General features: G+C 42.4%; 15 protein-coding genes. 14 read left to right on the forward strand and 1 reads right to left on the reverse strand.

Translation table 11 applies throughout. From position 1 onward, the window contains the following. Positions 1–5: 5 nt before the first annotated feature. From murF to FTU65_RS00495, 3 genes are all read left to right on the forward strand, one after another. Positions 6–1,415: a UDP-N-acetylmuramoyl-tripeptide--D-alanyl-D-alanine ligase gene (gene murF / locus FTU65_RS00485; RefSeq protein ID WP_180064864.1), complete on the forward strand. Its 1,410-nt coding sequence runs from the start codon at positions 6–8 to the stop codon at positions 1,413–1,415. Beyond that, the gene (mraY, locus tag FTU65_RS00490) at positions 1,415–2,533 is read left to right on the forward strand and encodes a phospho-N-acetylmuramoyl-pentapeptide-transferase (RefSeq protein ID WP_078189386.1); all 1,119 of its coding nucleotides are present in this window, start codon (positions 1,415–1,417) and stop codon (positions 2,531–2,533) included. Before murF ends, mraY begins: the two co-directional genes overlap by 1 nt. 77 nt (positions 2,534–2,610) lie before the next feature. Next, the gene (locus FTU65_RS00495; RefSeq protein WP_180021660.1) at positions 2,611–3,414 is read left to right on the forward strand and encodes a putative RNA methyltransferase; all 804 of its coding nucleotides are present in this window, start codon (positions 2,611–2,613) and stop codon (positions 3,412–3,414) included. 53 nt (positions 3,415–3,467) lie between these two features. Here FTU65_RS00495 and ponA read toward each other — a convergent pair whose 3' ends face one another. Then, on the reverse strand, positions 3,468–6,008 hold the full coding sequence (gene ponA, locus FTU65_RS00500; protein ID WP_180064863.1) for a penicillin-binding protein PBP1a: 2,541 nt from the start codon (positions 6,006–6,008) through the stop codon (positions 3,468–3,470). Positions 6,009–6,173: 165 nt separating this feature from the next. Here ponA and FTU65_RS00505 point away from each other — a divergent pair, with 165 nt between their 5' ends. From FTU65_RS00505 to FTU65_RS00555, 11 genes are all read left to right on the forward strand, one after another. After that, positions 6,174–7,232, forward strand: coding sequence for a pilus assembly protein PilM (locus FTU65_RS00505; RefSeq protein WP_078189383.1), 1,059 nt, complete (start codon positions 6,174–6,176; stop codon positions 7,230–7,232). Beyond that, a complete protein-coding gene (locus FTU65_RS00510; protein ID WP_078189382.1) occupies positions 7,232–7,918 on the forward strand; it encodes a PilN domain-containing protein in 687 nt (228 codons plus the stop codon). The genes FTU65_RS00505 and FTU65_RS00510 overlap by 1 nt, the downstream gene beginning before the upstream one ends. Then, positions 7,915–8,631 (forward strand): type 4a pilus biogenesis protein PilO, encoded by a 717-nt coding sequence (locus tag FTU65_RS00515; protein ID WP_180064862.1) that lies wholly within the window; start codon positions 7,915–7,917, stop codon positions 8,629–8,631. The genes FTU65_RS00510 and FTU65_RS00515 overlap by 4 nt, the downstream gene beginning before the upstream one ends. Further along, complete coding sequence (locus FTU65_RS00520) at positions 8,628–9,155, forward strand: pilus assembly protein PilP (RefSeq protein WP_180064861.1); 528 nt, start codon at positions 8,628–8,630, stop codon at positions 9,153–9,155. Before FTU65_RS00515 ends, FTU65_RS00520 begins: the two co-directional genes overlap by 4 nt. 17 nt (positions 9,156–9,172) lie before the next feature. Next, on the forward strand, positions 9,173–11,275 hold the full coding sequence (pilQ, locus tag FTU65_RS00525) for a type IV pilus secretin PilQ (RefSeq protein ID WP_180064860.1): 2,103 nt from the start codon (positions 9,173–9,175) through the stop codon (positions 11,273–11,275). Between the two features lie 36 nt (positions 11,276–11,311). Continuing rightward, the gene (gene aroK / locus FTU65_RS00530; protein WP_180064859.1) at positions 11,312–11,857 is read left to right on the forward strand and encodes a shikimate kinase AroK; all 546 of its coding nucleotides are present in this window, start codon (positions 11,312–11,314) and stop codon (positions 11,855–11,857) included. Between the two features lie 14 nt (positions 11,858–11,871). Continuing rightward, positions 11,872–12,954, forward strand: coding sequence for a 3-dehydroquinate synthase (aroB, locus tag FTU65_RS00535; RefSeq protein ID WP_180064858.1), 1,083 nt, complete (start codon positions 11,872–11,874; stop codon positions 12,952–12,954). A 7-nt stretch (positions 12,955–12,961) separates the two neighbouring features. Next, entirely contained in the window at positions 12,962–13,801 is an 840-nt protein-coding gene (locus tag FTU65_RS00540) for a hypothetical protein (protein WP_180064857.1), read from the forward strand. Between the two features lie 446 nt (positions 13,802–14,247). Then, positions 14,248–18,723, forward strand: a complete 4,476-nt coding sequence (gene gltB, locus FTU65_RS00545; RefSeq protein ID WP_180064906.1) for a glutamate synthase large subunit — start codon at positions 14,248–14,250, stop codon at positions 18,721–18,723. Between the two features lie 69 nt (positions 18,724–18,792). Continuing rightward, positions 18,793–20,214, forward strand: a complete 1,422-nt coding sequence (locus FTU65_RS00550; protein ID WP_180064856.1) for an FAD-dependent oxidoreductase — start codon at positions 18,793–18,795, stop codon at positions 20,212–20,214. A gap of 240 nt (positions 20,215–20,454) precedes the next feature. Next, positions 20,455–21,339, forward strand: coding sequence for a metal-dependent hydrolase (locus FTU65_RS00555; protein ID WP_180066130.1), 885 nt, complete (start codon positions 20,455–20,457; stop codon positions 21,337–21,339). Positions 21,340–21,463: the final 124 nt, after the last annotated feature.

The raw sequence follows: 21,463 nt of genomic DNA on the forward strand, positions 1-21,463 counted from the left end.
CAGATATGCATACTTCAACGACCAGTACGGTTCCATTAGAACCATGGACTGCCGAACAGTTGGTTCAAGCGACACAAGGTCACTGGCATAATAATCAAGCGCCGACAGGTCCTGTGAAACGAATTTTGACCGATTCACGTCATGCAGAGCAAGGCGATGCTTTTCTTGCCCTGAAAGGTGAACGCTTTGATGCGCATGACTTCCTTGCTCAAGTGGCTGAAAAGGGTTGTGAAATTGCCATTGTGAGTCATCCGGTCGATGTGGATATTTGTCAGTTGGTGGTTGCAGATACACGTTTGGCGCTTGGACATTTGGGTGCATTTCGTCGTGCCCAAAACCCAGCTTTAAAAGTCATTGCCTTGACAGGAAGCAGTGGTAAAACCACAACCAAAGAGATGCTCGGGAGTATCCTTTCTCGTCTTGCACCAACATTAATTACGCGCGGTAATTTAAATAATGACCTTGGTGTGCCGATGATGTTACTTGAGTTGCGTCCAGAACATCAGTATGCCGTGATGGAGCTTGGTGCCAGTCATAAAGGTGAAATTGATTACACCTCAAATTTGGTACAGCCTCAGGTTGCCGGAATTTTAAATATTGGCACCGCTCATATGGGTGAATTTGGTGGGCGTGATGGCATCTGTCGTGCCAAGTCTGAAATTTATGCACATATAGCGAAAACAGGAACTTCGATTGTGCCTGCGGCAGATGATTTTACAGATGCCATTCGTCAAGCTGTGCAAACTGAGCAAGTAATGAGTTTTGGTCAGGGTGGGGATGTCTTTGCGACTGAGACGGAGCTTCAGGCTCAATCTTCACGTTTTATCTTAAATACGCCACAAGGTTCGCGTTCTGTTCAACTGCCATTTGCGGGTGAGCATAATGTGCAAAATGCCACTGCAGCCGCAGCTTTCGCGTTATCGATTGGCGTGAGTTTAGATGACATCGTTGTGGGTCTTGAACATGCAACTGGTGCCAAAGGTCGTCTAAACTTTATTCAACATAAAGATTATTTGTTTATTGATGATACTTACAATGCAAATCCAACCTCAATGCGTGCTGCTGCTGATGTACTTGCGCAGCAAGATGGCATCAAAGTCATGGTCATTGGGGATATTGGTGAGTTAGGTTCATCTGCTGCACAGCAGCACTACATGTTGGGACGTGATCTTGTCTCACACTCTGGTCTTCAATTTGTCGTTGCTGTCGGTGAGTTTTCACCTGCTGTGCAAGAAGGCGCGCGCAGTACACAATATGGTAAAAAATTACAGGCCTTTCTTACTCAAGAACAGGCTTTACCGTTATTAATTAGTCTAGTCAAAACACATCAGCCTCAGTCCATGAGTTTCCTGTTTAAAGGTTCTCGTTATACCCACATGGAAACTTTGATGGCTGAATTGATGGAGAAACTTTAATGCTGTTATGGTTATTTGAGCAGCTTGCGGGTTATCACAGCTCGTTTCAGGTTGTTCGTTATTTAACGCTTCGTTCGCTACTCAGTGTCTTAACGGCATTGGCCATTGGTCTGTTGCTTGGACCTGTGATGATCCGCAAATTGCAAGCTCTCAAATATGGTCAGGCAGTCAGTTCATTTGCACCTGAAAATCATGCCAAAAAAATGGGCACACCGACTATGGGCGGTGTGTTGATTTTACTGTCTATTGGGATTTCAACCTTACTTTGGGCCGATCTTTCAAACCCTTATGTATGGATTGTACTTGGCGTTATGGTGATCTTTGGTGCTGTTGGCTGGGCCGATGACTGGATTAAAATCCGTTATAAAGACAATGCCGGTCTACCTGCGAAGAAGAAATTCTTTTGGACTTCTGTAGCATCGTTAGGCGCCGGTATTGCGCTCTATGTGATTGCGACACAGCAAGCAAACCCAGTACATACCTCAAATATGTTGGATCTGCTGATTCCATTCTTTAAAGAAATTAGCATTCCGTTGTCTATTATTCCACTCGGTATTGGCTTTATTGTCTTTACTTATTTGGTGATTAACGGCGCATCTAACGCTGTGAACTTAACGGATGGTTTAGATGGCCTAGCAATTATGCCAATTGTTCTGGTTGCCGCAGGTTTAGGTGTATTTGCTTATCTGGCTGGTGATGTTCGTTTTGCCGATTATTTACATATCCCTTATGTGAAATACGCATCTGAACTTGTCGTGATCTGTGCGGCAATGATCGGTGCTGGTTTGGCATTCTTATGGTTTAACGCGCATCCAGCTCAAGTGTTTATGGGTGATGTCGGTGCCTTATCTCTAGGTGCGATGCTCGGTACGATCGCAGTCATGGTTCGTCAAGAAATCGTTTTTGCCATTATGGGCGGTGTCTTTGTGGTTGAAGCTATTTCTGTTTTCTTGCAAATTGGCTCACTGCGTATGCGGAACAAGCGTGTATTCTTAATGGCACCGCTGCACCATCACTATGAGAAAAAGGGATGGCGTGAAACTCAGGTGGTGATTCGTTTTTGGATTATCACAATTATGCTGGTAGTTTTGGGTCTAATGACTTTAAAATTACGTTAAGCAAATAAATAAACGAAACCGGCATTTGCTCCCACAGATGCCGGTTTTTTTATTTCAAAAATATAGTGGAGTAAATGATGAACCTGTTGATGTGTCCTGTATGCCGTGAAGCATTGAAACTCACAGAGCGGACATGGCGCTGTGAAAATAATCATAGCTATGATGTTGCAAAACAAGGTTATGTCAATTTACATGTGGTTCAACATAAACACAGTAAAAACCCGGGTGATACGCCTGAATCTGTACAGGCGCGTCGAGCATTTTTAAGTGCAGGTCACTATGCACCTTTGCAACAGGCAGTAGTGGCTTTGATTCAAAAATTAAGGGTTGAAAACTTGTTGGATATTGGCTGTGGTGAAGGCTATTACACCAATGCGATGCAAGCTGAAGTATTACAGTGTGTGGGTGTCGATATCGCTAAAAATGCAGTACAAGTGGCCGCTAAACTGAATAAAGAGGTGACTTGGGTGGTTGGGACAGGGGCAACCTTACCTGTATTAGATCATTCGATTGACTTGTGTACGAGTTTATTTAGTCCTATTCCTCAAGAAGAAATCCTTCGTGTGTTAAAGCCTGAAGGGCACTTGATGGTGGTCACACCTGCGCCAGAGCATCTTTATGCAATGCGTGAAGCCCTGTTTGAAGAAGTAAAACTACATGAACCGCATAAATTTGTGGAACAACTGGCGAATGATTTTGAATTGGAAAGTGAACAAGTGGTTCAAGCGAAAATGTCACTTTCTCAGCAGGATCTCAAAAACTTAATTGCAATGACGCCTTATGCCTATAAAGTGAAAGCTGAGCGTCGAGAAGCTCTAGAAAAAAATGAACAATTTGAGTTGCAAGCGCAGTATCAAATTTATCTCTTTAAAAAGAAATAATGCATTGGAAGTGATAAAAAAGCCCTCGTTTGAGGGCTTTTTTTATGCAGTATTTACTGAACTTGATCGATGAGATGATCAAGTGCGTCCGTTTTATGCTCTGCACCTTGTGGTTTAGGCTGCATTGGCGGAGGCGCAGTTCGAGTCGGTGCAAGATTGGTTTCAGTAGACCCAGGAAGGTCGTCAAAATCATTTTGCGAAGCCTGAGGCTTCGGTGCAACAGGAGCAGGACGATACAGCGGTTGAGCCATTGGTGGCGTTGCTGCACGATCTTGTTCAGGTTGACCTTGAGTCGCTTTAGCCGAATTACGGTTGATTGGATTCTTGGCATGGGTGTCTAAACGCACCCAAGCTTCAGGTGTGCCTTTAAGTGATTTCGCCATAAAATCTGACCAAATAGGCAATGCTGCAACACCACCATATTCACGGCGACCTAAAGTAGAGGGTTGGTCAAAACCGACCCAAGCCACAGTGACCAATTTTCCATTAAATCCAGCAAACCACGCGTCTTTTGCATCATTGGTTGTACCGGTTTTACCGCCTAAATCACCGCGACCAATTTTTAATGCCGCACGACCTGTACCGTGTTGGATCACGTCACGCAAGATGTTCGCCATATCAAAGGCTGAACTTGACTTCAAAATCCGCTGAGCTTGTTTATAGTTTGCTGCTTCAGTATCGGAAATTTTTGATTCAGCGGGCTTGTTATCCTGATTGGTGACTTCAATCACTTCATCATCCGGCGTGGTCGGATCTGCAGATTCAACTTCGTCCTTTTGATTGATACATTGAATACATGCATATTCAGGATTGGCTTGATAAATGACTTTGCCATAAGCATCTTCAATACGGCTAATAAAATGGGGTTGAATACGATATCCACCGTTGGCAAAAGTCGCATAACCTGTCGCCATTTGAATCGGCAACACCTGTGGGGTACCTAAAGCAATGGTGTAGTTACTTGGAATTTGGTTTTCTTGTAAGCCAAAATCCATAAATAATTGGCGAGTACGTTCAATCCCGACGACTTGTAATAAGCGTACTGAAACTGTGTTACGTGATAAATAGAGGGCACGGCGTAGAGGTATCATCCCTAAATAGCGACCGTCAGAGTTTTTAGGCGTCCACTTGCCAATCGTAATTGGATTGTCATTGACCATGGAATACGGAGTCATGCCACGTTCAAGTGCTAAAGCATAAACAAAGGGTTTAATGGTTGAACCCGGCTGACGCCAGCCTTGTAAGGCACGGTTAAATTTAGATTGATAAAAATTATAACCACCGACAATGGCTTCAATGCCACCATTATTGGGGTTGAGTGCGATCAATTGACCTTGCGCTTTTGGAATTTGCACTAAAGCCCATGAGCTTTTATCAGCATTCGGACGTAGGCGAATAATATCTTTTACTTTAACAATTTGTGAGGCTTTGCTTGGCGCATTGCCTACACTATTGGCATTGCGATAGGGACGTGCCCAAGACAGACCTGACCATGGAACAGTCACACTACTGCCATCTTGCATCAACACTTCGATACTGGTGTTGTTGACTTTAGTGACTTGGGCAGGATAAGTGTTAGCATATGGAATAAAGTTTTTTAATGGCTCATCATGTGCTTCTGCACCACGCCAACCATGTCGTCTATCGTAAGCTTCAAGACCATCTTGCACAGCTTGCTCAGCATAGGCTTGGCGTTGGCTGTTGATGGTGGTATAGACTTTATAGCCAGAATCTGTCGCTTGTTCGCCAAACTTTTCTACGAGCTCAGAGCGAACCATTTCCCCGACGTAGGGGAATTTGTTGCTGACCCCGCGGTCAGGCATATCGAGATTAATCGGTTCAGCAATCGCTTTTTGATATTCAGATTGATTGATATACCCCAATTGCAACATACGTCCTAAAATCCAATTACGACGCTCTAAAGCACGTTTTGGGTTGGCTACAGGATTATATTTTGATGGTGCTTTGGGTAAGCCTGAAATCATTGCCATTTGAGCCAAACTCAAATCTTGCAAGCTCTTGTTATAATAAATTTTTGCAGCTGCAGCGATCCCGTAAGCATTTTTGCCCAAAAAGATTTTGTTGACATACAGCGTTAAAATTTCTTCTTTGCTTAGATTCTGTTCAATTTTTCGAGCAAGGAAAACTTCAGTCAGTTTACGTTTTAAAGTACGTTCTGGAGTCAGATAATAGTTTTTTGCAACCTGCATGGTAATGGTTGAACCACCGGTTTGCACATCTGAACCCGTAATACTTTCACTGACAGCACGTCCCAATCCTTTGAAACTAATTCCGCTGTGCTCAAAAAACGAAGAATCTTCCGCAGCTAAAAAGCCATGAATGAAATGAGACGGGATTTGGTCGTACTCTACAGGAACCGAAAGTTTGCCACCATATTCTGCAATCAGCTCATTATCAGCACTATAAACTTGCAAGGGTTTTAATAATGGAGCCTTTTTTAAGATGGACATTTCAGGCAAAGACGGGGCAATATAGAGATACATGCCATAGAAACCCATTGGAATTGCGACCAAAATAATAATAATGGCCAAAAAAAATGGATGAACAAGGCCTGAACAAGATAGCTTTTTCATAACAAGTAAGTTTTAATAAGAGCTAATGGCAAACTAATTGGTGGTCAGTATATCCTTTCGATATACGGATTGTTAGATGAGTTATTGTATCTGTATAAAATTATAGACCAATGCTAATTAGTGGGTTAATTTTTTTGGGGATAAAAAAATAATAGGAATTATATTGTGCTCAGGTTATATCGTAAGCCAAATAAGGGGTTAATAGGAGTAGATATTAGTTCGACTTCTGTTAAGGTTTTGGAACTTTCTGTAAAGAGTGGGCGGTATTGGGTAGAAAGCTATGCTTTGGTCCCATTACCAGAAGGAAGTGTTGTTGAAAAGAACATATTGAATCCGGAAGCTGTCGGTGACTGTTTAGAGCGCGCAATTAATTTGGCCAATACGCAGACCACTAATGCAGCTTTAGCGGTTCCAACATCGATGGTGATTACAAAAATCATCGAAATGGACGCAGATATGAACGATGATGAACGTGAAATTCAGATTCGTGATGATGCTGAGCAATATATTCCTTTCCCATTGGATGAAGCGAGCCTTGATTTTGAGGTCTTGCCGGATCGTCTATCTAATCCAAATCGTGTCAATGTTTTACTTGTCGCTACGCGTATTGAAAATGTTGAAGCGCGTGCGGAAGTCATTCAGCTTGCGGGTCTGACACCAAAAATTGGCGATGTAGAAAGCTTTGCAATTGAAAATGCATTTAAAGTTTTCTCAGATACTTTGCCAATGGGTGTAAATACCGTGGGTATTTTAGATATTGGTCATAGTATGACGACCTTATCTGTTATGCAGAATAACAAAGTGATTTATACCCGTGAGCAAGTGTTTGGTGGCAAGCAGTTGACACAGGAAATTCAAAATCGCTATGCATTGTCTTTCGAAGAAGCGGGTCGTGCGAAAAAAACACGTGCCTTGCCAGATGATTATGATGTTGAAGTCTTAGAACCCTTCTTAGAAGCAGTCGTTCAACAAGCAGCGCGTTCTTTACAGTTCTTCTTCTCATCTTCACAGTTCAACGAAATTGACCATATTTTATTGGCAGGGGGGAATGCCAATATTCCGGGGCTTGCAAAACTACTTCAACAAAAATTGGGTTACCGCGTCACGATTGCCAATCCATTCTTACAAATGGGTTTTTCACCTCAAATTGATATTAAAAAAATTGAAAATGATGCCTCATCACTCATGGTGGCATGCGGTCTAGCATTGAGGAGTTTTGATTAATGGCAAAAATTAACTTGCTCCCTTGGCGTGATGAGCTAAGAGAGAAACGAAAAAAAGAATTTATTGCACTTTGTATTGGGGCTTTCTTAATTGGGGTAATTGGGGTTGGTTTAACATGGTTGTACTTTGATCACAAATTAAAAGATCAAGAACAAGCGAACCAATTGATTATCAGTCATAACCAAAATTTAGATGTTCAATTAAAGTCTTTAGATGGTTTGCAAGAACAACGTAATGCCATTATTGAACGCATGAAGCTGATTCAAGGCTTACAAGGTCAACGTCCAATCGCGGTACATCTTGTAGATGAATTGGTTCGTGTGACACCTGCCAATATGTACATCACAAAATTTGAGCGTAATGGCGACAAATTTATGATCGAAGGGCGTGCGGAAAGTCCAAATACTGTTGCAGATTTACTGCGTAATTTGGAAGCATCACCTTGGTATCGTAATGCCTTCATGAGCTCATTCCTTGTGGCTGAAGAGAAAAAAGACAAAGCGCCGACGTCAGTGGTTCCTCGCGTAGAAGAATCTTATGGTGCATTTACTGTGACTGCTGATTTGGAGCAAATTGCGCAGCCGACCATTAATGATCCAGCAGCAAATGCAGGACAGTCAGCTTCATCGGCGCAAACATCTGACGCACAAACTGCAGCAACACCAACTCCGGAGGCTGCAAAATGAGTCGTGATGAATTTGAACAATTGAATCAAGATGCTGTCGTCGTGCCTAAAAAGAAAATGACACTTGAAAAGTTCATGCAGCAGTTTAATACCTTAGATCCAAATAACTATGGCAGTTGGCCATTGTCGGTCAAAATCACCTGTTGGATCTTTATTATTATTCTTGTGGCGATTTTGGGCTATTTTTTAGCGATTAAAAATAAGATTGATGCAATTTCCAATGCCAATGCGCAAGAACAAAATTTATTAAATGAATTTCGTGAAAAAGATTCAAAACTGCGTAACTTGAAGCAATATGAAATGCAATTGCAAGATATGGAAGCGCGTTTTAATCAGCAATTGGAACAATTACCGAAAGAAACTGAAATTCCGGGCTTGGTTGAAGACATTAACCTGACTGGTGTGAATTCAGGGTTGAAATTTAAAATTATTCGACTTGAACCAGAAGTGAAACAAGAATTCTTTATTGAACAGCCGATCAGTATTGAGGCAACAGGGGATTATCATGCCTTTGGTTCATTTGTCAGTGGTATCGCCGGTTTATCGCGTATTGTGACTTTGCATAATTTCACAATTATTGCGACAGCAAATAAAGAAAAAAATTCAGATATTCCAAAAGTTGACTATGTGTTGAATGCCAAAACATATCGCTATGTTGGAAATACTGAAGCTGCTGATACAGCTGCAGCTAGTACAGGGGAGGCTCCAAAATGAAAATGAATAAATTGGTACTTTCTGTTGTTGCAGTAATGTTGTTAGCAGGTTGTGAATCACGTATTGATGTCGTAAATCAGGAAATGGCCAATATTCGAAATCAGGAACCGATGGCGATTGAGCCAGCGCCAGATTTTGTACCGGTTGAGACCTTTAATTATGCTGCGCATTCATTAAAGAGTCCGTTTTTACCAAGCTCACTCGCGGCAGAACTGAAAATTATGGCGGGTAAACGCGTTTATCCGAACTTGAATCGTCAGCCACAACCTTTGGAAAGCTATGCCCTTGAAACCTTAAATATGAAAGGCAGCATGCGTAATCAATCAGGTCAGACTTTGGCCTTAATTCAAACACCAGATGGTGAGGTTGAGCGTATTCAACGTGGCAGTTATATGGGGCTCAATCATGGTCGAGTGGTCAATATTACCCCGACACAAATTGATTTGATTGAGATTATTCCAGATGGTCGAGAAGGGTATGTCGAACGTCCGAGAAGTCTCATTTTAATTGGGCCAGCGCCATAAGCTTAAAGGAATAAAAAATGAAAAATACTGTACAAGATTTTATTTTTGGGGATGGCAATACAATGAAGCAGGTGTTTCGTCAGTTTTCGATGGGTGCTGTTGCAATGGCGATGATGCAAGTTGCCAGTGCACAGGTCAGTGTAACCAATATTGTGCCGATGCAGATTCCAGGTCAGGGAACTGAAATTCGGGTGATGTTTAATGGTTTACCACCACAACCACAGGCATACCAGTTGGATCAACCTTCACGTTTGGTGTTGGATTTTGATAAAGCACAGCAAAATTTAAAGCAAAGTTCAATTGCTGTCGCAACCGCTGAAGCAAGTTCAGTGGATGTAACTTCAGATGCACAGCGTGCACGTTTGACTGTAAACTTGGCCAATGCAGGTGCATTTACCACACGTGTTGAAGGCAATACCTTTATTTTAAAAATCAATTCAGCACAAGCTGCGAGTGTTGCTGAACCAGTTGCTCAGCGTCAGCAACAAGGGATTTCAAATATTGGTTTCCATCGTGGGTCGAATGGTGAAGGCCAAGTGGTTGTTGATTTACTGGGTGGAAATACCCCTATTGATGTGCAACAACAAGGCAGTAAAATTGTTATTCGTACATTAGGAAATAAAATTCCTACACATTTGACACGCCGTTTAAATGTGAATGACTTTGCAACGCCTGTATCAACCGTAGATGCACATAATGATGGCGGTAATGGGACTATTACCATTCAATCTTCAGGCAGCTATGAGTACATGGCGTATCAATCGGACAATAAGTTGACGGTTAGTCTGAAGCGTCCAGAAGATAAAAATCCATTACGTCCAAAAGCAGCCAATCATTACACGGGTAAAAAAATCTCTTTAGATTTTCAGGATATTGAAGTTCGTCGTGTCTTGCAGTTATTGGCAGATTTTACTGAAATCAATATGGTTGCGGCTGATACCGTCCAAGGCAATATTACCCTGCGTTTAAAAGATGTGCCTTGGGATCAAGCATTGGATATTGTGTTAAAAACCAAAAACTTGGATAAACGTCGTAACGGTAATGTGATTTGGATTGCACCAGTTTCTGAGCTGATTAAAGCGGAAGATGATGAAGCGAAAGCAATTGCACAGCGAATAAAATTAGCACCAATTCAAACGGAATATATTCAACTGAGTTATGCGAAATCTTCAGATATTTTAAAATTATTAGAAGATTCCCGAGATGGAAAAGGGGCAGAGTCAAATGGTACAGCAGGAGGTACATCACTTGCATTAGAAAGTGTACTGAGCCCAAGAGGTAGTGTTGTTTCTGATAATAGGACAAATACACTTATTGTTAATGATACATCTGAGAATATTGATAAAGTTCGTAAGATGATTGATCTATTAGATGTTGCTGTGAAGCAGGTTATGGTTGAAACAAGAATTGTGACTGCTCAAACAGAGTTCTCGAGAGAGCTTGGTGTTAATTGGGGTATACAGCGTAATAATCCAAGTTTAAGTGCGGGTGCTAATGGATCAAATGTTTGGGGGGGAGATTATTCTCCAAAGTTGGATTTAGCGGTAGATTTGGGGACGGCATCGGCAGGAAACTTTAGTTTTGGGTTGCTTAAAATTTCAGACTTTATGCTTGATCTACAACTTACAGCTTTACAAACGGATGGTCATGGTGAAGTTTTAGCAGCGCCTAAAGTTTTAACGGGAGATAAGCAAAAAGCAACAATTTTGAGGGGAGATCAAATTCCTTATCAAAGCTGGAGTGCTGAGGGCGGTACGACAACGAGTTTTGTTGATGCGAATCTGAAACTGGAAGTGACTCCAAGTATTACACCTGATGGGAAAGTACAAATGGATCTAAAAGTTAACAAGGATACTGTTGGTCGATTAACAGCAGCTGGCTATTTAATTAATACCAATAAACTTGAGACTAATGTTTTAGTCGGTGATGGTGAAACAGTAGTCCTTGGTGGTATTTTTGATGACATTCAACAAAACCAGTATACCAAAGTCCCTTTTTTAGGAGATTTGCCAGTTGTTGGAAACTTATTTAAAAATAATGTGAAAACTAGTGCACAGACAGAACTCCTGATTTTTGTTACACCACGAATTGTTAATGACAGTGTTACCAGAAATCATTAATATATTTTCAATTTAACAAAAGAAATAGGTGACTCCTTGCCAAGCAAAGAGTTTGAAACCCTACCAAATATTTATTTGGTAGGGCCAATGGGGGCAGGAAAAACAACTGTAGGACGACATTTAGCAGAGTTGTTAGGACGTGAATTTCTTGACAGTGATCATGAAATAGAACGTAAAACAGGTGCAACGATTCCTTGGATTTTTGAAAAAGAAGGGGAAGTTGGTTTTCGAAGTCGTGAAACGAATGTAATTGATGAGTTAACTGCAAAAAAGCAGCTGGTGCTTGCCACTGGTGGTGGTGCGGTCACTCAGGCTCCCAATCGTGAATTTTTAAAACAACGGGGTATTGTTGTTTATCTGTATACTCCGGTGGAAATTCAGTTACAACGAACCTACCGCGACAAAAATCGTCCACTTCTTCAAGTCGAAAATCCTGAACAGAAGCTTCGAGATTTATTGGCTGTACGTGATCCACTTTATCGTGAAGTCGCGCACTATATTATTGAAACCAATCAAGGTGCCGCGCGAGATCTTGCGCAAAAAATTTTTAATTTAATTGTTTCACAAAATATATCTCGTTAGAAAAGGTTAAATTCATGCAAACCTTACATGTTGAACTTGGTGAACGTCGTTACCCCATTTTTATTGGCAGTGATTTAAACCCAGAAAGCTTACTTGAACCTTATATTCACGGTAAGCAGGTGATGATCGTATCAAATACAACAGTCGCACCTTTGTATTTACAGCATTATGTACGTGCTATTGAGGGTTTGGGTAAAACCGTTGCGACATGTATTTTGCCCGATGGTGAAAAATTCAAAAACAGTGAACACTTAAATCTAATTTTTGATGCGTTGCTTGAATCAGGTTTTAACCGAGATTGCACCGTACTTGCCTTGGGGGGGGGAGTGATTGGAGATATGGCCGGTTTTGCATCGGCATGTTTCCAGCGCGGTGTGTATTTTATTCAAGTTCCAACGACTTTACTCTCACAAGTGGATTCGAGCGTTGGAGGGAAAACAGGGATTAACCACCCACTAGGTAAAAATATGATTGGCGCTTTCCAACAACCCCAAGTGGTATTGGCGGATATGGCACAGTTAAAAACCTTACCTCCACGTGAACTTTCTGCTGGTTTAGCCGAAGTGATTAAATATGCACTTTTAGGCGATGTAGAGTTTTTAACTTGGCTTGAACAGCATATGGACGCTTTAGTTGCAGGCGATGCCACATTATTGGCTGAGGCAGTTTACCGTTCATGTGCGCATAAAGCCCGGATTGTCGCGAATGATGAAAAAGAACAAGGTGAACGTGCATTACTGAACTTGGGTCATACTTTTGGTCATGCGATTGAGTCTTATCTGGGCTATGGTGTCTGGCTGCATGGTGAAGCAGTTGCAACAGGGATGGTGATGGCAGCTGATTTATCGCAGCGCATGGGCTGGATCACAGTTGAAGATTTAGAGCGTACAAAAAAAATCATTTTACGTGCACAATTACCGATAGTTTGCCCTAAAATTCCGCTAGAGGATTTTTTGGCGTATATGTCTCATGATAAAAAAGTATTGAATGGGCAATTACGACTTATTTTACTGAAATCATTAGGTCAGGCCATCATCACCAAAGAGTTTGATGTTGAGTTAATGAAACAGGCAATTTTGACAAATCAGGCAGAGTAGGTACATCATGGCAGCGCGGCAGTCTCAATGGCAAAAAGTTCATCACTACGCATGGTTGGTGGGTGGAGCTGTGTGTCTGTTCGCTGCATTGGTTTTCTGGGCGATTACAGATACCAAAGAATTGGTTGAAGTTGAAAAGCAAGCTGAAACCGAAGTGGATTTGCAAATTCAGCCAGAGAAAGTGGCAGCAATGTCCCATCTTGGTGCATTAAATGAAGAAGTACGTCCACTTGATATGACGACCCGTGTGGTTGCTACAGCTCAACATGAGCCAGAATTTCGCGGCACTAAATTTATTAATGACTCTGCCAAGCTTTATGGTGTTGAATTATTTCGGGTTTCTGAAGAAGATATTTTAAAAAGCTTCTTACGTAAGCAGCCTGAGCGTCACAAATTTATTTATCTACGTCTTTCTGGTGAAGACCATCCTGAGCAATACGTCATTTTAACAGGACCATATTCGTCGCAAAATGATGCCAAAGCTGCAATGTCGAGCCTCAACATCGCTATGCCTGCTTCAATCAAACCTGAGGTTGTTGAATTTAAACAATATCAAGCATATGTGAATGACTTAGGCACGGAAGAAATGTCGTCGAGTCAAAAGTTATATGCTGTTAAATTAAAATCTGTACCTTTACCGAAAATTGATGAAGCTCAAATCGCCGCACGAAAAGCAGCGGCTGCAACGACGGTAACAACACCAACTAATGCAACGACAAGTACTACGGTGACACGTCGAGATGCTGAAGGAAATGTGATTGATGTGCAAAAATCACAAAGTAGTGTAGATGCACCACGTCCAAAACCTGCACCGGTAGAACAAGAAGTAACCGATCCTTTTAATTAGTTCTAAAATAGCGCAAGACGTCTTAGGGAAAGCTTAAACTGCACAGAAAAAGTGCATAAAATAAAAAAAGAACAATTTGAATTATTTGTTATAACTAAAAAATGCTTGTAATCAGCCATCTTAGGAGAAAATGCATCAAGTTGGCATATAAATTGCTTAATTGGTGCGTAAATTGAACTTTTCTCCCTGTTTTGGCGCGAAAATGATTCGATAAAAGTGCGAAGTCATTAATCCAGTCGTTATCCCTGATCTGAACTGCAAAAGCAGAAAATTTGACTTTTTATTCATGCATCAAAGATGAATTCGGTTTATCTTAAGGGTGTGAATAAGAAATAATTTTGCTCGACAGAACAATTCATGTGAGTAAGTTAAGACGAATCGCAACAAGAAATTAGTTTGTTAAGTGCTCGAAAGAGCTGTAAAGAAAAGAAGGGTACGCTATGCACATGCCATCGCCTAATACTGTAGCTCCCGCTCAAGGTTTATACCAACCGGATGAGTTTAAAGATAACTGTGGTTTCGGTTTAATCGCCCATATGCAGGGTGATGCAAGCCATGATCTCGTCAAAACCGCAATGCATAGTTTAAGTTGTATGACCCACCGTGGTGGTATTGCCGCAGATGGCAAAACCGGTGACGGTTGTGGTCTACTCCTTGCTATGCCCAAAGAATTTTTCCGTGAAGAAGCGAAAAAACTCAGTGACATTACATTGAGTGAAATTTTTGCTGTGGGTACGGTATTTCTAAATCTAGACCCTGCATTAGCCGCACATGCAAAACAAATTTTAACCAAAGAAATCGAAGACGAAGGCTGTAAAGTCATCGCTTGGCGTGTTGTGCCAACCAATAACGATGCATTGGGTTCAATCGCGATGCAGTCATTGCCTGCCTTTGAACAAATTATCGTGAATTGCCCAATGGGTGTTTCAGAGGTTGAATTCAACCGTAAGTTGGTGATGGCACGTCGTCGTGCAGAACAACAACTGACTGCTGACCCATACTTCTATGTAACCACTTTATGCTCAACTGTGATCAGCTATAAAGGTTTGATGATGCCAGCAGCCATTGCTGACTTCTATACCGATCTTGCTGATGAGCGTTTAAAGTCACACATCGTGGTATTCCATCAGCGCTTCTCAACCAATACCTTGCCGCGTTGGCCTTTGGCACAGCCGTTCCGTTACTTGGCGCACAATGGTGAAATTAACACCATTACCGCAAACCGTAACTGGGCGATGGCGCGTACACCAAAATTTGAAAACCCATTATTGCCGGGTTTAACTGAGCTGAATCCAATTGTAAACCGTACAGGTTCGGATTCTTCAAGCTTAGACAATATGCTGGAAATCCTTGTTGGTGGCGGTATGGATTTGTTCCGTGCGCTGCGCATGTTGGTTCCACCAGCTTGGCAAAACGTTGAAACTTTAGATGCGGATTTACGTGCATTCTATGAATTCAACTCAAAACATATGGAAGCTTGGGATGGTCCAGCAGGTCTGGTAATTCAAGATGGTCGTCATGCGATTTGTATGCTTGACCGTAATGGTTTACGTCCAGCACGTTGGGTGATTACCAAAAATGGTTACATTACTTTGGCATCCGAAATTGGTGTTTGGGGTTATGAACCAGAAGACGTTGTATCTAAAGGTCGTGTCGGTCCGGGTCAAATCTTGGTGATCGATACCTTTACCGGCAAAATGCTCGATACTCAAGATGTGAGTAATCACCTCAAACGTATGCGTCCGTACCGTCAGTGGTTACGTGAAAACTCAGTACGTGTGCAAGGTAGTCCAGAGCTAGAAGAATATTTATGTGATCAAGGCTTAAAAGGTGATGACCTGAAAGCTTCACAAAAAATGTTCATGGTGACATTTGAAGAACGTGACCAATTGCTTCGTCCAATCGCTGAAAGCGGTCAGGAAGCCGTGGGCTCAATGGGTGACGATACGCCAATGGCAGTATTGTCTCGTCAGGTGCGCCATGTGTCTGACTACTTCCGTCAGCAGTTCGCTCAGGTTACGAATCCGCCAATCGATCCATTGCGTGAATCGATCGTAATGTCGTTAGAGACATGCCTCGGCCGTGAACAAAATGTATTTGAACAAGGTCCAGAGCATGCAGATCGTCTGATCATTTCAAGCCCAGTACTGTCAAATTCGAAAATGCATCAAATCCGTACCCTTGGTCGTAAAGGTTACGAGATTGCAGATATCGACCTGAACTATGTAGAAGATGAAGGCTTAGAAGCTGCCATCGCACGTATTTGTGAAGAATCTGCGCAAGCGATTCGCGATGGAAAGACATTACTTGTATTGTCTGATAAGAAAATCCGTCAAGGCTTCTTACCTGCAAATGCATTAATGGCAACAGGCGCGGTTCACCACTATTTAATCAATGTGGGTCTACGTACAGATGCCAACATCATTGTGGAAACTGGTTTGGCGCGTGATGCACATCAGTTTGCGGTGATTCTTGGTTTTGGTGCAACTGCGATTTATCCGTACCTAGCTTATGACGTGATCAATGACTTGATCGCCAAAGGTGAGTTGTTGGGTGACCCAATCCATGCGCAAGCGAACTTCCGTAAAGGCATTGAAAAAGGCTTATTGAAAGTCCTTTCTAAGATGGGTATTTCTACTGTTGCCTCTTACCGTGGCGGTCAGTTGTTTGAAGCGGTCGGCCTCTCTGATGAAGTGGTTGCAAAATGCTTTACTGGTGTACCGAGCCGTATTAAAGGCGCAACATTCTCTGATCTAGAAAATGACTTGAAAAAATTGGCAGATTTGGCGTGGAAATCACGTAAGCCAATCGATCAAGGCGGTATGCTGAAATTTGTATTCGGTAAGGAATATCACGCATTTAACCCAGACGTGATCAATGCACTGCATAAATCTGTGCGTTCTGGTAATTATGCGGACTTTAAAGAATACGCAGAGCTAGTGAATAACCGTCCAATCGCGACGATTCGTGACTTATTTAAGCTGAAAACAGATCAATCGATTGCACTCGATCAAGTTGAATCCGTTGAAGAAATTCTGCCACGTTTTGACTCGGCTGGGATGTCTTTAGGTGCTTTGTCACCTGAAGCACACGAAGCTATTGCAATCGCAATGAATACCATTGGTGGTCGCTCGAACTCAGGTGAGGGCGGCGAAGACCCAGCGCGTTACGGCACTATCCGTAACTCGAAAATCAAACAAATTGCATCTGGCCGTTTTGGTGTGACCCCTGCATATCTAACTTCTGCAGAAGTCCTTCAAATTAAAGTGGCTCAGGGTGCAAAACCAGGTGAAGGTGGTCAGTTGCCGGGCGGTAAAGTGAATGGCTTAATTGCACGTTTACGTTACTCAGTACCGGGTGTGACATTAATTTCTCCGCCGCCGCATCACGACATCTACTCAATCGAAGATTTATCACAGTTAATTTTCGATTTAAAACAGGTTAACCCACAGGCGATGGTGTCCGTTAAGCTGGTTTCTGAGCCGGGTGTCGGTACGATTGCGGCAGGTGTAGCAAAAGCATACGCAGACTTCATTACCATTTCTGGTTATGACGGCGGTACAGCGGCTTCTCCACTTTCTTCAATTCACCATGCAGGTTCTCCATGGGAACTTGGTCTATCTGAGGCGCATCAGGCGCTTCGTGTGAATGACCTGCGTGGCAAAGTCCGTGTACAAACTGATGGTGGCTTGAAAACAGGTCTAGACGTTGTGAAAGCAGCGATTCTTGGGGCTGAAAGTTTCGGTTTTGGTTCTACACCGATGATCGCATTGGGTTGTAAATACCTGCGTATTTGCCATTTAAACAACTGTGCGACCGGTGTTGCAACACAGCAAGATCATTTACGTCAGGAACACTATATCGGTGAGCCTGAAATGCTGATCAATTTCTTCCACTTTATTGCGGAAGAAACACGTGAATGGTTAGCAGCGCTAGGCGTATCAAGTCTGAAAGATTTGATTGGCCGTACAGATTTACTGGAAATGCTTCCAGGTGAAACTGAAAAACATGCACACCTTGATTTGAGCGCATTGCTTCAATCGCATCCTGCGGCTGAAGGCAAAGCTCAGTACTGTGAAGTACAAGGCAATGCACCATTTGATAAAGGTCTCTTGGCTGAAAAAATGGTGGCGGAAATGCTGCCGGCGATTGAAGCAGGTACAGGCGGTGAATACGGTTTCACTATTGGTAACTGTGACCGTTCAATTGGCGCGCGTATTTCGGGTGAAATTGCAAAACGCTATGGCAACCTGAGCATGGAAGCACATCCAGTTAAGGTGAATCTGAATGGTACAGCTGGTCAGTCTTTAGGTGTATGGAACGCAGGTGGTCTGCATATTAGCCTTGAAGGTGATGCGAATGACTACGTCGGTAAAGGCATGGCAGGTGGTCGTATCTCGATCTTCCCACCGAAAGGTTCACCGTTCCAAACGCAAAACACTGCGATCATTGGTAACACCTGTTTATATGGTGCAACAGGCGGTAAATTGTTTGCTGCAGGTACAGCAGGCGAGCGTTTTGCTGTACGTAACTCAGGTGCGTTTGCCGTGATTGAAGGTGCAGGCGACCACTGCTGTGAATACATGACAGGTGGTATCGTGACTGTATTGGGTAAAGTGGGTCATAACTTTGGTGCGGGTATGACAGGCGGTTTCGCTTACGTGCTCGACCTTGATAATGACTTTGTAGACCATTACAACCACGAACTGATTGAATTGAACCGTATCTCTACAGAGTCGATGGAAGAACATAAAGAGTTCTTGTGCCGTATCTTAGATGAACATATTAAAGAAACAGGTAGTGCTTGGGCGTATAAGATCCGCAACGAGTTTGACTTCTATAGCCGCAAATTCTGGCTTGTGAAACCAAAAGCTGCTAATTTGCAGACTTTGTTGAAAACAACTCAAGCTGATCCACAATAATTCCACTACTGCAGATTTGATAGGCAGGTGTAAGTCCAAACATGCTTACACCTACCCACGGAGAGAGACATGGCAGAGCGCCTAAATAATGACTTTCAGTTCCTGGATGTAGCACGCCAAGATCCAGAGAAAAAAGATCTAGTTGTCCGCAAAGCAGAATTTGTGGAAATCTATAAACCGTTTACAGCTGAAGTTGCAAAAAACCAAACGCACCGCTGCTTAGGTTGCGGTAACCCATATTGTGAATGGAAATGTCCAGTACATAACTACATTCCAAACTGGTTAAAACTAATTGCAGAAGGTCGCATTTTCCAAGCGGCTGAATTGTGTCATCAAACCAACACCTTGCCTGAAGTTTGTGGTCGTGTGTGCCCACAAGACCGTTTATGTGAAGGCGCATGTACGCTAAATGACGGCTTTGGTGCAGTCACCATTGGTAATGCTGAAAAATACATTAACGATACAGCCTTTGCATTGGGCTGGCGTCCAGATATGTCACACGTTAAGTGGACAGACAAAAAAGTTGCGATTATTGGTGCAGGTCCTGCTGGCCTTGGCTGTGCCGATATTCTTGTACGTAATGGTGTGAAGCCAGTCGTATTTGACAAGCGTCCTGAAATTGGTGGTTTGCTGACATTTGGTATTCCAGAATTCAAAATGGAAAAAGACGTAATGAAACGTCGCCGTGAGATTTTCTCGGGCATGGGTGTTGAATTCCGTCTAAATACCGAAATTGGTACAGATGTGACGATAGATCAGCTATTGGCTGATTACGACGCTGTATTCATGGGTATGGGAACCTATACCTACATGAAGGGCGGTTTCGCGGGTGAAGACCTTGTTGGTGTTCATGATGCACTAGATTTCTTGATTGCCAATGTCAACCGTACGCAAGGTTGGGAAAAAGATCCATCTGAATACATCAGCATGGAAGGCAAAAAAGTGATTGTTCTGGGTGGTGGTGATACCGCGATGGACTGTAACCGTACCTCGATCCGTCAAGGTGCCGAATCCGTTGTCTGTGCCTACCGTCGTGACGAAGAAAACATGCCGGGTTCACGTCGTGAAGTGAAAAATGCGCGTGAAGAAGGCGTGGATTTCCAATTTAATCGTCAGCCGATTGAAATTGTGGGTGAAAATGGCAAAGTAACGGGTGTTAAAGTTGTGACTACACAGCTTGGTGCGCCTGATAGTCGCGGTCGTCGTAGCCCTGAGCCAGTTCCAGGTTCAGAAGAAATTTTACCAGCAGATGCAGTATTGCTTGCCTTCGGTTTCCGTACCAGCCCTGCAGATTGGTTTACTACATCAAACATCAGTATGGATGGTTCAGGTCGCGTCATTGCTGTTGAACAGCAAGAATTTAAGTTCCAAACATCGAATCCGAAAATTTTTGCCGGCGGTGATATGGTACGTGGATCTGACCTTGTGGTAACCGCAATCTGGGAAGGTCGCCAAGCTGCAGAAGGTATTCTTGACTACTTAGATGTTTAAGTCATGACATGCCAGTGATTGAACTGGATTCATTCAAAAAACTCGCTTCGGCGGGTTTTTTATTTTTTGGAATTTACCTCAAATGACACGTGAATGGATTTTGCAGATAAATACGCTGAAAAGTTGTCAGACAGCGCTTTAGAATGGTGAATTATGCAAGTGTGCTAGCACATTTTGCCATGTGTGAAAGAGCTTAGGAATTACATACTGCGATCATGATCTAAATCTTAGGAAGCGACCATGACGCAAGTGACGACACAAAAAGTATATTTAAATCGTCCTAAAGCCATAGGCATTACGGTACGTCGAGCACAATTCAATCCTAAAGCGATTCGCCGGCATTATTTTGCCAACTCACCGGTGATGTCGCATTTGTTGACGGCATTGTCATCGACCTTTCCCATTGGTGAGCAATTCTTTGTGCATAGCGTGCGCAATGTACGCGATCAAGTCAGTGATGAAAAATTACAAGCTGAGATCGCAGCATTCATTGGGCAAGAAGCGATGCATTCCAAAGCCCATGCTGAATTTAACGATGCTTGGCGCAGTGAAAGCTATAATTTAGATCGTTTCCAAGCATGGCTGGCACGTAAAGACAGCTATGTAAAAAACTTACATCCAAAAATACAGTTGGCAATTACCTGTGCATTTGAACATTTTACCGCTTTGCTTGGTGGCTATATTTTAAGACATCCTGAAGTACTCAGTACTTTAGATGATGATGCGGTGAAACTTTGGGTGTGGCATGCGATTGAAGAAATTGAGCATCGCGCAGTGGCATTTGATGTATATCAACATGTCTATGGAGATGACAAAATACGTCGCATGATTATGCGCAGTGTGACCACGGGTTTTGCAAGTCTTACGTTTTATTCTGCAACGAAGCTATTTATGCAGGATAAGAAAAAAAGTTTACCGAAGATTGGCGGAAATATTTTCGGCGCGTATTTATTGGTAAAAATGTTTATTCAACTAGCGCCTGAATATTTGTCATATTACAAAGCAGAATTCCATCCGAGCGAAATTGATTACAGTCAGATCGTGAAATATTGGAAAGAACGCCTTGCTGATGAATATCAAATGGAAAGTTTTCAGACTGAAATTACACCGCAATTGTATAATTAATTCAAAATGTTAAAAAAGCCCGAGTTGTGGGCTTTTTTTAATGCTAAATATTTTTCGAGTAGATCAGTTTAATCACAAAGAAAATACATAATTCATTCGAAAAATAAGGTTAGAATGAATTTAT

This window comes from Acinetobacter sp. YH12129, from assembly GCF_013418685.1.
Taxonomy (GTDB): domain Bacteria; phylum Pseudomonadota; class Gammaproteobacteria; order Pseudomonadales; family Moraxellaceae; genus Acinetobacter; species Acinetobacter amyesii.

Bases quoted from the DNA above. Each gene is read 5' to 3' on its own strand.
- gltB (WP_180064906.1), top strand. From the start codon at position 14,248: ATGCCATCGCCTAATACTGTAGCTCCCGCTCAAGGTTTATACCAACCG.
- pilQ (WP_180064860.1), top strand. From the start codon at position 9,173: ATGAAAAATACTGTACAAGATTTTATTTTTGGGGATGGCAATACAATG.
- ponA (WP_180064863.1), bottom strand. From the start codon at position 6,008: ATGAAAAAGCTATCTTGTTCAGGCCTTGTTCATCCATTTTTTTTGGCC.
- FTU65_RS00520 (WP_180064861.1), top strand. From the start codon at position 8,628: ATGAAAATGAATAAATTGGTACTTTCTGTTGTTGCAGTAATGTTGTTA.
- FTU65_RS00515 (WP_180064862.1), top strand. From the start codon at position 7,915: ATGAGTCGTGATGAATTTGAACAATTGAATCAAGATGCTGTCGTCGTG.
- FTU65_RS00550 (WP_180064856.1), top strand. From the start codon at position 18,793: ATGGCAGAGCGCCTAAATAATGACTTTCAGTTCCTGGATGTAGCACGC.
- mraY (WP_078189386.1), top strand. From the start codon at position 1,415: ATGCTGTTATGGTTATTTGAGCAGCTTGCGGGTTATCACAGCTCGTTT.
- murF (WP_180064864.1), top strand. From the start codon at position 6: ATGCATACTTCAACGACCAGTACGGTTCCATTAGAACCATGGACTGCC.
- FTU65_RS00495 (WP_180021660.1), top strand. From the start codon at position 2,611: ATGAACCTGTTGATGTGTCCTGTATGCCGTGAAGCATTGAAACTCACA.
- FTU65_RS00510 (WP_078189382.1), top strand. From the start codon at position 7,232: ATGGCAAAAATTAACTTGCTCCCTTGGCGTGATGAGCTAAGAGAGAAA.
- aroB (WP_180064858.1), top strand. From the start codon at position 11,872: ATGCAAACCTTACATGTTGAACTTGGTGAACGTCGTTACCCCATTTTT.
- FTU65_RS00555 (WP_180066130.1), top strand. From the start codon at position 20,455: ATGACGCAAGTGACGACACAAAAAGTATATTTAAATCGTCCTAAAGCC.
- FTU65_RS00540 (WP_180064857.1), top strand. From the start codon at position 12,962: ATGGCAGCGCGGCAGTCTCAATGGCAAAAAGTTCATCACTACGCATGG.